Raw genomic sequence first — 12,838 nt, forward strand, 5'->3', positions numbered from 1 at the left:
CCAGTCTCTCGCACCAGACGCTGAGCACCCCACTCCAGCGGGTTGAGGAGGGAGCGCAGCGACCGTCTCGCCCGACGGGTTGAGGAGGGAGCGCAGCGACCGTCTCGCCCGACGGGTTGAGGAGGGAGCGCAGCGACCGTCTCGCCCGAGCGGGTTGAGGAGGGAGCGCAGCGACCGTCTCGAAACCCACCGTCTCATCCCGGCCGCGCCATGCCGACTCGTCCTCCACAGGCAGGGCTCGCTCGAAGTTCTCCACAGTCGATTTCGCTGATCAGGTCGACAAAACGGTCCAATCGGAATGTCAGTGGCTCGCGGCACAATCGAAGCATGACGAACCCGCTCACCGCACTCGAGGCAGACCTCGACGCGCTGCGTGCGGAGTGGTCGGGTGCGGTTCCCGCGTTCGGTGACGAGCGGGTGTCCGCGCCTTCGGGCGGCGCCGGCGACGACATCCCCGCGATGAGCGACGGCGGTCTCGTGCGCGCCCTCGATGCGGCCGCACGACTGCGGCGGCAGGCCGACGTCGTCCTCGCACGACTCTCGGCCGAGATCGAGCGGCGCAGCGACCGTGCGTTCGGCGCCGAGGGCCTCGCCAGGCGGCACGGGCATCGCAACGCGCCGCAGCTCATCGCCGTCACGACCGGCTCGCCCGTGCGCGAGGCCGCGAAGCTCGTGCGGGTCGGCACCGCGATCCGGGGTCGTGAGTCGTTCACGGGCGAACTGCTGCCGCCCTTGCGACCGCACGTGGCATCGGCATTCGACGACGGCCGGATCGGGCTCGACGCTGCGAACGCGATCTGCACGATGCTCGACCGGGTCGCGCCGCGAACGAGCCCCGCTCGAGCGAGCGCGTACGAGGCGCAACTCGCGGGGTTCGCCGTCGGTACGTCGTTCTCACTGCTGCAGCGCGCACTGGCACACGCTGAAGCACGACTCGATCCCGACGGCGTCGAGCCGCGCGACGAGTTGCTCCACCGACAGCGCTCACTGACGATCCACGAAGAGGCATCGGGCATGGTGCGTTTCACCGCGCGCCTCGACGCCGTCACCGCGGCGCCCGTCAAGGCTGCTGTCGAAGCGATCGTGAGCGACATGCTCCGTCGGCGCGAAGATCAACGCCGCGACAGCGGTCGGGAGGGCGACGGCGACCCCGGCGACAAGGGTTACCGCAGCGGCGACGACGGCACGCCGATCGTCTCCGACGAACGCACGATTCCGCAGCTGCAGGCCGATGCGCTCGCCGATCTCGCGCGCCACACCCTCGGCTGCGCCGAGTTGCCCGTCGTCGCGGCGACGACCGTCGTCGTGCGCATGCACCTCGACGCCCTTCGAGCCGACCTCGCGTCGGCGGGCATCGGGGCGGCACCGGTTCAGCCTCCGACCGCCGCCGAGCACGAGCCCGCTTCTCCACCGGCCCACGTGAGTCCGTCCTCAACACCGCCGGCGGGTGCGAGTCCTCCCACGTCGCGACGGGCCGCCGCCGAGCCTGAGCCCGGCTCACGGTCGGCCCACGCGAGTCCGTCCCCAACACCGCCCGCCCACGCGAGCGCACCCTCATCACCGCCGGCCGGAGCGAGTCCGCCGCGTTCGTCACCGCCTCCGAGCGCGCGGCATCCGTGGCCCGACCGCGATGCGGCGATCTCCAGATGCGCGGTCGCCGAGCTCGACGGATTCGATCGTCGCGTCTCCGCGGCGACCGCCAGACGTCTCGCCGCCGAGGCCGAGCTCATCCCAGTCGTGCTCGGCGGCGACAGCGAACCGCTCGACCTCGCGCGCCGGCGACGACGTTTCACCCGTGCCCAGCGGCTGGCGCTCGCCGAACGCGACGGCGGGTGCGCGAGCTGCGGTCGCAACATCGCGTACGTGCACGCCCACCACATCCTCTGGTGGAAGCGCGACCTCGGCCCCACCGACGTCTCCAACGGCGTGCTGTTGTGCAGCCATTGCCATCGCACGATCCACCGCGGCGGTTGGCAGATCAGGGCGAAGGCTCGAGAGGTCTGGTTCGTTCCACCGCCGCACATCGATCCCGCCCAGCGTCCACGACTCGGCGGCCGGGCGCGATTCGAACTGCGAGCAGGGTGAGCAGTACTGCGGGTGGATGAGCAGGACTGCGGGTGGATGAGCAGAACTGCGGGCGGATGAGCAGAACTGCGGGTGGATGAGCAGAACTGCGGGTGGATGGCCAGAACTGCGAACGTGGCGAGCAGGGGTCTTCCGCGTCGGCATGCCGAACCCGGCGTCCGGCAACAACGGGTGGCGGCTGTCGGTGGTGTCGGCGAACATGTCGTGCATGGACGTCATCGACTGGCTGCTCGACGCCGACCCGGCGATCCGATGGCAGGTGCTGCACGACCTGCGCGACGACGCCGAAGGGGCCGCAGCCGAGCGCGCACGCATCTCGACCGAAGGCTGGGGCGCCCGACTGCTCGCCCTGCAAGACGAACGCGGCTACTGGAACGACGACGAGTACGGCGAACACGGCGATCGACGCAGCGTCATGTGGTCACTGCAATCGCTTCGCCGTCTCGGCGCCGTGCCCGCGGCACCGGCCGTGCGCCGTGCGATCGGGCGGGTGCGCGACGGGGTCACCTGGCACTACTGGGGCGACCTGCCCTTCTTCCACGGCGAGGTCGAGGAGTGCATCAACGGCGGAGTCCTCGCCGCGGGCGCCTACTTCGGAGTACTCGGTGCCGGCAGCGACCGCATCATCGCGCGCCTGCTCGACGAGCAGCTGCCCGACGGCGGTTGGAACTGCGAACCGCGCGACGAATCCGAGCGGTCGTCGTTCGACTCGACGCTGTGCGTCCTCGAGGGGCTGCTCGAATACGAGCGGGCGGTCCGGGGCGCCGGCAGCAGCAACCCCGACCTCCAGGGCGGCGAAGCCGAAGCGGCATCCACGTCGACCGGCGCCGCCCACGACGGCACACCGCCGACAGCCGATCTCACCGCGGTCACCGCGGCTCGACGACGCGGTGAGGAGTACCTGCTCGAGCGTGCCCTCTTCCGCCGCCGCTCGACGGGCGAGATCGTGCAGCCCCGTTACCGCAACTTCTCGTTTCCGACGTACTGGTTCTACGACGTGCTGCGTGCACTCGACTACTTCCGGTCGACGGGCGATGCACCCGATGCGCGCGTCTCCGACGCCGTCGACCTGCTGCTCGCGAAGCGCGGCGACGACGGTCGCTGGCTCGCAGGTCAACCGTGGCCGGGCGAGGTGTACTTCGCACTCGACGCACCCGAGGGTGAGCCCAGCCGTTGGAACACCCTTCGCGCCCTGCGAGTACTGCGCTGGGTCGACGCGGCCGCCGCGTAGCTCGCGAGCGGGCGCAGCGAGCGTCACGCGCGCGAGCGGCTCGGAGCGGGCGGCGTGAGGTTGCGCAGTCTCGAGACCCCGACGCCTCAGAGCATCGCACCCACGAGCGCCTCGCCGAGCGGAGTCCGCAGGTGCAGCATCCGAGCTCCGTCGCGCGTCGACGCGACGAGCCCGCCCTCGCGCAGCACCGACAGATGGTGCGACGCGGTCGAGATCGCGAGCCCCACGTCCGCCGCGACCTGCGACGTGGTGCGCGCGACGTGCGCACCGAGCAGGATCTCGGCGCGTGCCGGCCCGATGAGCGCGCCGAGCGCCGCGACCGTCGACGCAGGGTCGCGAGCCCAGGTCTCGGTGACGCCCTGCGCCGGGTAGAACACGGTCGGTTGCGCGGGCGGCTCGGTGAGCACCATGCACCCGAACGACGACATGACCGACGGCACGAGCACGAGTCCCGATCCGCGACAGTCGAGCGCCTCACGGTGCAGGCGCAGCTCGACCCGCACGGCGTCGTCGCTCCAGCTCACCGACGGATGCAGTTCGCTCACCATCGCGCCCACGCCGGCCGTCGCGACGCGGCGCGATCGCACCGCGATGTCGGCGCGCAGCAACCGTTCGAGCTGGGTCCACACGGGTGCGAGAACGGCGGCCCACACCTCGCTCCACGCGTCGGCGATCATTGCGCGCGCCCGCTCGGGCTCGTCGATCATGCGCCGGATCGCCTGCTGCCTGGCGCCCTCCGACCGAGCGACCATCTTGTGCAGGTCGACGAGCATGGGCTCGACCGGCGCGACCCGCATGCGGGCCGCCTCCTCCTCGGGTTCCAGATCCCACCCGGGTTCGGAGGTGAGGAAGTCGGGCATGTACCCGTCGATGCCGATCACGACCGCGAGCAGCTCGAACGCCTCGCGCGGCACCCGGCCGCGCACCGCGCGCAGCCAGCCCCACTGCAGTGGATGCGCCTCGGGCCGCTGCAGCACGCGCATGGCATGGCTGAGCTCGTGCCCTGGCGAGACGCCGAACCGGATCGCCGAGATGTCGCCCGGCGCGAGCCGGAACTCCACGAAGTTTCGATCCACATCGAAACTCTAACGGGTGCGGATGCCTCGGGCCGAGGCTGTCCTCAAGACGCAGCGCGAACGCCTCGAGCACGATGCCGGGGCCTCGCACCGCGGCATCCGCACCGACCGTCGACCCGACGCATCGACCACCACCGAACCGAGGGAGCACCCATGAACGCCGCCGAGATCACCCTGACGCCGACGATGACCCCGCCCGTGACACCCGTCGTCGTGAGCGCGGACGAGCTGCGCATCGGCACCGGCCGCACCCGGCGCTTCGTCGGTCGCGAGCACGGTGCGAGCATCTCGTACTTCTTCGTCGACAACGAGCCCGGCCAGGGCGCCGACCTGCACTGGCACCCCTACAGCGAGACCTGGATCGTGCTCGAGGGCACCGCCCGCATCACGGTCGGCGACACCGAGCTCATCGCCCGCGCCGGCGACACGGCGACCGCACCGTCGGGCGTCTGGCACGGGTTCACGAACATCGGCGAAGGACGTCTGCGGCTCATCGGCATCCACGCCGCCGAGACCATCGTGCAGACCTGGGCCGAGTAGGGCCCACCACACGCGGCACGAACACCGCACGCACCACGATAAGGAGCATCCACCATGTCGTTCCAGGCCTACCTCGACAACATCGAGACCAAGACCGGCCTCACCCCGCGCCAGTTCGTCGAGCTCGCGCACGAACGCGGCTTCGACGAGACCACGAAGGCGACGCCGATCGTCGCGTGGCTCGCCGAGGACTACGGCCTCGGCCGCGGTCACGCGATGGCGCTCGTGCACGTCATCACCAAGGGGCCGCAGATCAGCACTAAGCACGTCGGTACCGACGGGGTGCACCGAGACGTCACCGACACGCTCTGGCTCGACGGCAAGGCGACGAACCCGCATCCCTGACGGGCGGCGCGGCTCAGCCGAGCCGCGCCGACAGCCGCGACCTGCGGAACTGCCCCGCTGCCGCGAGCAGCGCGACCATGCACGCGAACACGATGCACATGATCAGGCCGAGCGGGCCGGCCAGCCAGGCGGGCGGCACGGGCGAACCGGATGCCACGAGGAGCGCGCCCATCCCCGCCGAAGCGTTGAACGACCCGTGCGCGAACACGGCCGGCCAGACCGACCCCGTGCGCAGGCGCGTCCAGCCGAGGAGGATCCCGAACAGCGTGCACGCGAGCACCATGAGCAGCACGCCCGTCACGTCGGTGAGGCCGAAGTTGTAGCCGAGCAGGATGAGCGGAGTGTGCCAGAAGCCCCAGAACGCACCCGACAGCAGCAACGCCGGCCAGTCGCCGAGCGGGCGCAGCGCCGGCAGGAGCCAGCCCCGCCAGCCCACCTCCTCGCCGAACGCGAACGGCGCGTTGATCACGGCGGCGATCGGGATCATCGCGAACTGCAGCGCGACGACGATTCCGACCGGCGGGAGCGGCGTGTCAGCCGGCAGTTGTGCAGCGAACGCCTCGGCGAAGCCCGAGAACCCGACCGGATCGAGCACGGCGAATCCGGCGAACCACGTGATCGCGAGGCCGATCGCGATGAGCACCGGCATCGCGATGATCGCGACGACGCTGAAGCCGATCGTTCGCCGAGCCGGTCGCAGCGGCCACATCCCGAGACCGCGCAGGATGTCACGTGCCCGACGTGGTCCGCCGGCCCGCGCCTCCACGAGGATCGCCACGAGGGTCGCGACGGCGGGGGTGAGCATCATCGCCGCGGCGATGACGGGCACCATCGGGTCCGCCATCCCCTCGCCGCGCACCCAGAGCGGCCAGGCCACGAGCCAGGCGAGCCCGCACGAGACGACGGCGAACACCACGACGGGCACCCACGGCACGGACGTGCGTGCTTCGGGTGCCGGGACGACCGGCGCCGTAGGCTGCGATGCCGGCGCCGTCGCAGCACGTGGCATCACGGTCGCCGCGGCGTCGTCGATGTCGGTCGTGTCCGTCGGGTTGCTCGGGTCCATCGGGTTGCTCGGGTCCTCGCTCACGGTCGCCACGCTACCGAGGCGGCTCCTGCTGCGGATCCGTCGTGCGACGGAGATCGTCAGGCGACGAACGTGCGCCAGTCGCCTGCGCGGGCGTCGATCGGGGTGCCGTTCGCGATGCGCGCCGTCCGCGTCGCCGGGTCGAGCTGCACGGTCGCGAGCGTCGCCCAGCGTTCGCCGAAGGGCAGCGTGAGGTCGGGTCGGTGGCAGAGCAGCGGCTGGCCGGGGTCGGAGTAGAGGAAGGCGAGCAGCTCCTCGTCGGTGCGCGGCTCCGGGTAGTCGGCGAAGCGGCTGGCGATCAGGCCGTACCGCTCGTCGGAGTCGGGCTGGTAGATCTCGGTCTTCTCCTCGGCCTGCGCCTCACGGCTCAGGAAGTGGTTCGTGCGCACGACCGTGCCGTCGACCGGCTCGACGACGAACACGCCGATCGGCGTGATGTCGGTCGTCACCACCGTGTCGGCGTCGAGCAGCGTGAAGGAGCTCGACGCGCTGCGGGGAGCGTCGCGCACGATCTCGAGGGCCTCCTCCACCGAGGCCGCCTCCTCGAGCACGGTCGCCGACAGCACGTGCACCGGCACGCCGCCGGCACCGTCCGTGCGGTGCCCGAGGATGTTGAAGTGCAGGGCGAGACCCGCGCTGTTCACGCCGATCTTGCCGAGCATGCCGTGCTCGGTGAGCCCCGCGAAGTCGTAACGGCCGCCGCGCGTCTCGTGAGTGTGCCACTCGCCGTCGAGCTGGTGGTGCCAGTCCCAGGTCTGCAGCCCGAACGTGCGCACCGAGCCGTCGGCGAGCTGCACCCGGCGACCGATCGTCGAGCACTCGCCCGGCGCCGCCCCGACGCCCTGCGAGAGGATCTCGGTGCGCGCGTTGAGCGCGTACACGTGCCACGGCTCGACCCCGGCACCGGCCGCGATGCCATCCATCTCGGCGAGGCGCACCGGCCGCCATCCGCCGACCGCATCGGCGCAGCTCATCGCGAGGTCGCGCACGACGGCCTCGTCGAGCTCGTACTTCGCGAAGAGCTCGAGGTAGGTCTGCAGCCCCGCCGGCAGCGCGTCGCGGAGTTGCGTGCCGCGCTCACGCCCGCGGTCGAACGGGTCGGCCGCGTTCGCGACGACGTGCAGGCGGTCGATGATGCTGTGCAATGGATCGTTCCTTCGAAAAAAGCGGTGTGGATCATGCGGCGGGTCTCCCGTCGCGGTCAGAGCTGGTGGGCGAGTTCCTCGATGACGCCTCGGCGCGGCACCCAGCCGGGCTGGGGTGCGCACTCGAGCAGCAGTCTCGTGTACGGGTGCGTCGGACGGTCGAGGATGTCGTCGACCGTCCCCCGTTCGACGATGCTGCCGCGCCGCATGACGATGACGTCGTCGGCGACGGCGCGCACGACCGAGAGGTCGTGCGTGATGAACAGGTAGGTGAGGCCCTTGTCGCTGCGGAGCCGGTCGAGGAGGTCGAGCACCTGCGCCTGCACCGAGACGTCGAGCGCCGAGACGGCTTCGTCGAGCACGATGATCTCGGGTTCCGCGGCGAGGGCCCTGGCGATCGCGACGCGCTGCTTCTGGCCGCCCGACAACGCCGAGGGCTTCGCGTCGGCGTGCCGCTCGGTGAGGCCGACCTCGGCGAAGAGCTCCAGCAGACACTCCCGGCGACCGGCCCGGTCGAGGTCGGGCCGGTGCACGCGCAGCATCTCGTCGATCGTCGCCGACACGGGCAGCGACCGGTTCAGTGACCCCTGCGGGTCCTGGAACACCATCTGCACGAGCTTGGCACGCGTGCGCAGGCGAGCACGGGAGGTCGTCGGCCTGACCTCGGCGCCGTCGATGCGCACGACTCCGGCGTCGGCCGTCTCGAGGCCGACGATCACGCGGGCGAGCGTCGACTTGCCCGACCCCGACTCGCCGACGACCGCGAGGCACGTGCCGCGGCGCACCGCGCACGAGACGTCGTCGAGCGCGGTGACGCTCGAGCGGCGACCGACGTGGAAGGTGCGGCGGAGCCCCTCCGCCTCGAGAATCAGGTCCGTGCTCATTCGTGCGCCTCCGTTCCGTTCGACAGCACCGGCTCGGGGCCGTCCGACCGCAGCGGCTCCCCGTCCGAGAGCGCCGGCGCGCCGCTCGAGGCCACCGGCGCACGCCCGGCCGGATGCAGCAGCGGGCGCGCGGCCATGAGGGCACGGGTGTACTCGGTCTTCGGCCGGTCGCGGATCTCGTCGGGCGTGCCGATCTCGAGGATGGCGCCGTCCTTCATCACCGCGAGTCGGTCGCAGACGGCCGCCGCGAGGTCGAGGTCGTGCGTCACGAAGATCATCGACAGCCCGTTCTCGCGACGCTTCTCGTCGAGGATCGCCACGACCTCCGCCTGCGTCGTCACGTCGAGCGCCGTGGTCGGCTCGTCGGCGAGCAAGAGCTTCGGCTCGCCCGACATCGCGCCCGCGATCACCACGCGCTGCAGCATCCCGCCCGAGAGCTGGTGCGGATACGACCGGAGCACCCGTTCGGTGTCGGTGATGCCCACCTGCCGCAGCAGGTCGGCGGCGCGGGCCTTCGCCATGGCTGTGGGGATGCCCCGGGCATCGGCCATGCCCTCGATGAGGAACCGCTCGACCCGGAGCACGGGGTTGAGCGCGCCGTGCGGGTTCTGCGCGATGAGCGCGAGGTCGTTCGCCCGGATGCGGCGCAGGGGCTCGCCGCTCGCGGCGAGCAGGTCCGTCCCGTCGAGCTCGATCGAGCCCCCGACCCGGGCGCCGCCCGGCTCGATGCCGAGGATGCACTTGAGCGTCATCGACTTGCCCGAGCCCGACTCGCCGACGAGCCCGAGCGCCTCGCCCTGGCCGAGCGAGAACGAGTTGCCGCGGAGGATCTCGGTCTCGTGCCCCGTGTCGGGATCGACGACCGACAGCGTGAGGTGGTCGACGTTCAACATCAGCGCGTCCTTCCCGCGGCTCGGCGCCCGCCGAGCTGCTCTCCGACGTAGCCGAGCGCGGCCACGGTGATGACGATCGCGAGGCCCGCGAACACGCTCTGCTCCCAGTACCCCTGCAGCAGCGAGGCCTGGCCGTTCGACACCATGAGCCCCCAGTCGGGCGTGGGCGGCTGCACGCCGAGCCCGAGGAACGAGAGCGCGGCGAGGTCGATCATCGCGTAGCCGAAGTTGATGGTCATGCCCGTGAAGATCTGGGTGCGGACGTTCGGCAGGATGTGCCGACCGGTGATGACGAGCCCCGAGATGCCCTGCAGCTGCGCGGACGACACGTACGGCAGGTTGCGTTCGCGCAGGGCGACCGACCGGATGACGCGGGCCGAGTACGGCGTGAAGCCGATGGCGAGCGCGATCGAGGCGGTGAGCAGCGACGGCCCGAAGATCGCGACCGCGAGGATCGCGAGCAGCATGTTCGGGAACGCGAACAGCACGTCGAGGACCCGGCCGATGAACGCGTCGACGCGACCACCGAACCACACGGCGGTGAGCGCGAGGAGCGAGGCCGAGACGGCCGCGACGAGGACGACGACGACGGGGCCGATGAGGCTCGTGCGCGCTCCCCAGACGATGCGCGAGAAGATGTCGCGGCCCGACTGGTCGGTGCCGAACCAGTGCTCGGGGCTCGGCGGCAGGTGCCGGTCGATGACCGAGCCGACGTACGGGTCGTACGGCGCGAGGTAGGGGGCGAAGATCGCCGTGAGCACCACGACGGCGAGCACGCCGGCGCAGATGAGCCCGAGGACGCCGAGGCGCAGCCGCAGGCGCTTCCAGCCCGACACCGGGACGTCGAGCCGCTGCCGGCGCACCGCCTGCACGGCGACGGTGTCCTGGCCGACGGTGTTCGCCGGCGGCTCGGTGGTGGTCTGCCGACTCGTCATGCCGACACCTCCTTGGCCAGTCGCACCCGCGGATCGATCACGGCGTAGAGCAGGTCGACGATGAGATTGATGAGGCCGAACGCGAGCACCATGATGAGCGCGATCGCCTGCACGACGGCGAAGTCCTTCTTCTGCACGGAGTTGACGAGCAGCGACCCGATGCCGTCGAGCGTGAACGCGTACTCGATCACGAACGCGCTCGCGAGCAGGCCCGCGATGTTCGTGCCGATGACCGTGGTCACGGGCAGCATCGAGTTGCGGATCGTGTGCCGGCCGAGGACGATGCGCTTGGGCACGCCGCGGGCGACCGCCATGATGACGTGCTCCGAGCCCTGCTCCTCCCGCACCGCGGTGCGGGTGATGCGGGCCACGACGGCGATCGCCGGGAACGCGAGGGCGATCGCCGGCAGCGTGAGGTGCCAGACCCGGTCGGCGAACCCGTCGCCCGATCCCGAGACCGGGAACCAGCCGAGGTTCGCGCCGAACATCGCCATGAGCACGAGCGCGGCGAAGAACGTGGGCACCGCGAACCCGAGGTTCGAACCGAACACGACGACCTTCTCGAACACGCCCGAGCGGGTGGCCGCGAGGATCCCGAGCCCCACGCCGACGAGCACGATGATGATCGCGGCGTACGCGGCGAGGAAGAGCGTCGTGGGCAGTCGCGACTCGATGAGCGTCGAGACGTCCTGCTGCGTCAGCAGCGAGCGGCCGAAGTCGCCGTGGAGCACGTCGACGAGCCAGTTCCAGTAGCGCACCAGGAAGGGATCGTCCAGCCCGTACTGCGCTCGGATCGCCTCGAGCACCTCGGGGGTGACCGTGCGGCCCTGGACGAGGAACTGCTCGGGGCTTCCCGGCGCGAAGTACATCCCGCTGAACACGATGAAGCTGGAGACGAGCAGCACCAGCGCCAGCGCGACGATGCGTTTCAGTACGTAGAGCATGGACGATCCCTTCCCGTGTGCACCCGGTTACTCGGCCGAGCCGAGGTCGGCGGCCCAGGGGTAGTACAGGTAGACGAACGACGCGGGCACGCCCGTCACCGACTCGTCGAGGTAGAGGCGCACCGCGAGGTCGTTGATCGGCACCCAGGGCTGCTGCTGCATGACGAGGGCCTCGGCGGCGACCGTGAGCTCGGCACGCTTGTCGGGGTCGCTCTCGGCATAGGCCGCGTCGATCGCCGCGTCGACCTCGGGGTCGGAGAAGCCCGCGTAGTTCTGCTGGCTGCCCGTGTAGGCGACGTTGTCGAGGTGTGCGAGCGGCGACGGGCTCGAGAGGTAGTTCGTGGTCACGAAGCCGTCGTAGCCCTTGCGCGCCTCGGGGTCGGAGAAGAACGCGCCGAACTGCGCGCTCGGCACGCCGGTCGGTTCGAGGGTGAGTCCGAGCTCCTTGGCGCCGTTGGCCATCTCGTTGAGGATGTCGGCGTAGAACGCCCGCTCGCTCGGGTACGCGATCTTGATCGGCTGCGAGAGGTCGACGGTCGCGGCCTCGAGCTCCTGCTTGGCCGCCTCGAGGTCGTAGCTCAGGTCGGGCAGCTCGGTGTCGCGCTGCTCGGCGACGTCGGGGTACCGGTTCCAGGGACCCTGCGGGACGATCGAGCGCGACGGCGTGCCGGTGCCCTCGTACACGGTGTCGGCGATCGCCTGGCGGTCGGTCGCGCGGGTGAGCGCACGGCGCACGGCCGGGTCGCCGAAGGTGCCGTTGCCGGTCGAGATGATCGCCATGATCTGCATGCCCTGCCCGAACGACAGCGCACCCGTGCTGCTCGACGAGAGCTGGCCGAGCGCCGGCAGCGGCACGTCGTACGAGCCCTGGATCTCGCCGGTGGAGAGCCCGGTCGCGATGGCGGTGGGGTCGACGACGAATCCGATGTCGACCTCCTTCGCCTTGGCGCGCTTGTCGGCGTTCCAGTAGTCGTCGTAGCGCTCGAGCGTGATCGACTGGCCCTGCTTCCACTCCCCCACCTGGAACGGACCGGTGCACATGACGCCGGCCTCGGGGTTGCCGTAGTTCTCGCCGGCCGCCTCGCGCTGCTGCTGCTGCACGACGGCGCCGAGGTTCGTGGCGAGCTCCTCGTCGAGGATGGTGTTGGGCTCCGACAGGGTGAGCGTGACCTCCTGGTCGCCGGTCTTCTCGATGCTCGTCACGTCGGCGAAGCTCGACGCGAGGTAGCTGCCCTCGGCGGGGTCGAGGTGCCGGTTCAGGCTGTAGACGACGTCGTCGGTGGTCATCGGCGTGCCGTCCCAGAAGGTGACGTCGTCGCGGATCTGGAAGACGTAGGTCTTCGCGTCGTCGGAGACCGTGAAGCTCGAGGCGAGGTTCGGCTCGACCGAGAAGTCGGGCTGCAACTGGAACAGCGACTCGCAGAGGTTCGAGATGATCGTGTTCTCGGGGTAGTTGAACGCCTTCACCGGGTCGAGCGTCGCGAGCTCGCCGTAGGTCGAGTTCCAGGTGACCTTGTCGACCTCGCCGGTGGCCGCCGGCGTGAGCTGCAGGAGCTCGCCGTCGTCGAGCTTCGCGCCGGAATCGCCGCCGCGGTCGGCCGTGCATCCCGCGAGCCCCAGGCTCGCGACCGCGAGGAGCGCGATCGATGCTCTCGTCACTGCGGTTTTCACTG

Annotated in this window: 12 protein-coding genes; 4 read left to right on the forward strand and 8 right to left on the reverse strand. The window is 70.7% G+C overall.

Annotated features, from left to right (window positions below):
- Positions 1-327: 327 nt before the first annotated feature.
- Positions 328-2,085 (forward strand): HNH endonuclease signature motif containing protein, encoded by a 1,758-nt coding sequence (locus MUN74_RS04860; protein ID WP_244855289.1) that lies wholly within the window; start codon positions 328-330, stop codon positions 2,083-2,085.
- A gap of 208 nt (positions 2,086-2,293) precedes the next feature.
- Positions 2,294-3,316 carry a hypothetical protein gene (locus MUN74_RS04865; protein WP_244855290.1) on the forward strand — a complete coding sequence of 341 codons (1,023 nt, stop codon included), beginning with the start codon at positions 2,294-2,296 and terminating at the stop codon, positions 3,314-3,316.
- An 86-nt stretch (positions 3,317-3,402) separates the two neighbouring features.
- On the opposite strand, the gene MUN74_RS04870 is transcribed toward MUN74_RS04865, so the two are convergent.
- Positions 3,403-4,392, reverse strand: a complete 990-nt coding sequence (locus tag MUN74_RS04870; protein WP_244855291.1) for an ArsR/SmtB family transcription factor — start codon at positions 4,390-4,392, stop codon at positions 3,403-3,405.
- Positions 4,393-4,545: 153 nt separating this feature from the next.
- Here MUN74_RS04870 and MUN74_RS04875 point away from each other — a divergent pair, with 153 nt between their 5' ends.
- A complete protein-coding gene (locus MUN74_RS04875; protein WP_244855292.1) occupies positions 4,546-4,932 on the forward strand; it encodes a cupin domain-containing protein in 387 nt (128 codons plus the stop codon).
- Positions 4,933-4,986: 54 nt separating this feature from the next.
- Complete coding sequence (locus tag MUN74_RS04880) at positions 4,987-5,277, forward strand: DUF4287 domain-containing protein (RefSeq protein ID WP_244855293.1); 291 nt, start codon at positions 4,987-4,989, stop codon at positions 5,275-5,277.
- Positions 5,278-5,290: 13 nt separating this feature from the next.
- Here the strand turns inward: MUN74_RS04880 and MUN74_RS04885 are convergent, their stop codons facing one another.
- Genes MUN74_RS04885 through MUN74_RS04915 form a run of 7 tightly spaced genes read right to left on the reverse strand, consistent with a single transcriptional unit; the run spans position 5,291 to position 12,836 of the window.
- Positions 5,291-6,367, reverse strand: a complete 1,077-nt coding sequence (locus MUN74_RS04885; protein WP_244855294.1) for a CPBP family intramembrane glutamic endopeptidase — start codon at positions 6,365-6,367, stop codon at positions 5,291-5,293.
- A 56-nt stretch (positions 6,368-6,423) separates the two neighbouring features.
- Complete coding sequence (locus MUN74_RS04890) at positions 6,424-7,509, reverse strand: C45 family autoproteolytic acyltransferase/hydrolase (protein WP_244855295.1); 1,086 nt, start codon at positions 7,507-7,509, stop codon at positions 6,424-6,426.
- A gap of 56 nt (positions 7,510-7,565) precedes the next feature.
- Complete coding sequence (locus tag MUN74_RS04895; RefSeq protein WP_244855296.1) at positions 7,566-8,393, reverse strand: ABC transporter ATP-binding protein; 828 nt, start codon at positions 8,391-8,393, stop codon at positions 7,566-7,568.
- Complete coding sequence (locus tag MUN74_RS04900; protein ID WP_244855297.1) at positions 8,390-9,286, reverse strand: ABC transporter ATP-binding protein; 897 nt, start codon at positions 9,284-9,286, stop codon at positions 8,390-8,392. The genes MUN74_RS04895 and MUN74_RS04900 overlap by 4 nt, the downstream gene beginning before the upstream one ends.
- Positions 9,286-10,221 (reverse strand): ABC transporter permease, encoded by a 936-nt coding sequence (locus MUN74_RS04905; RefSeq protein ID WP_244855298.1) that lies wholly within the window; start codon positions 10,219-10,221, stop codon positions 9,286-9,288. Before MUN74_RS04905 ends, MUN74_RS04900 begins: the two co-directional genes overlap by 1 nt.
- A complete protein-coding gene (locus MUN74_RS04910; protein ID WP_244855299.1) occupies positions 10,218-11,165 on the reverse strand; it encodes an ABC transporter permease in 948 nt (315 codons plus the stop codon). The genes MUN74_RS04905 and MUN74_RS04910 overlap by 4 nt, the downstream gene beginning before the upstream one ends.
- Positions 11,166-11,192: 27 nt before the next feature.
- Complete coding sequence (locus tag MUN74_RS04915) at positions 11,193-12,836, reverse strand: ABC transporter substrate-binding protein (protein WP_244855300.1); 1,644 nt, start codon at positions 12,834-12,836, stop codon at positions 11,193-11,195.
- Positions 12,837-12,838 lie beyond the last annotated feature (2 nt).

The sequence above is a fragment of the Agromyces sp. H17E-10 genome (assembly GCF_022919715.1).
GTDB lineage: Bacteria > Actinomycetota > Actinomycetes > Actinomycetales > Microbacteriaceae > Agromyces.

What these genes read in the sequence shown, in the direction of transcription:
- MUN74_RS04860 (WP_244855289.1), top strand. Translation starts at nt 328, where the DNA reads ATGACGAACCCGCTCACCGCACTCGAGGCAGACCTCGACGCGCTGCGT.
- MUN74_RS04865 (WP_244855290.1), top strand. Translation starts at nt 2,294, where the DNA reads ATGGACGTCATCGACTGGCTGCTCGACGCCGACCCGGCGATCCGATGG.
- MUN74_RS04875 (WP_244855292.1), top strand. Translation starts at nt 4,546, where the DNA reads ATGAACGCCGCCGAGATCACCCTGACGCCGACGATGACCCCGCCCGTG.
- MUN74_RS04880 (WP_244855293.1), top strand. Translation starts at nt 4,987, where the DNA reads ATGTCGTTCCAGGCCTACCTCGACAACATCGAGACCAAGACCGGCCTC.
- MUN74_RS04895 (WP_244855296.1), bottom strand. Translation starts at nt 8,393, where the DNA reads ATGAGCACGGACCTGATTCTCGAGGCGGAGGGGCTCCGCCGCACCTTC.
- MUN74_RS04900 (WP_244855297.1), bottom strand. Translation starts at nt 9,286, where the DNA reads ATGTTGAACGTCGACCACCTCACGCTGTCGGTCGTCGATCCCGACACG.
- MUN74_RS04905 (WP_244855298.1), bottom strand. Translation starts at nt 10,221, where the DNA reads ATGACGAGTCGGCAGACCACCACCGAGCCGCCGGCGAACACCGTCGGC.
- MUN74_RS04910 (WP_244855299.1), bottom strand. Translation starts at nt 11,165, where the DNA reads ATGCTCTACGTACTGAAACGCATCGTCGCGCTGGCGCTGGTGCTGCTC.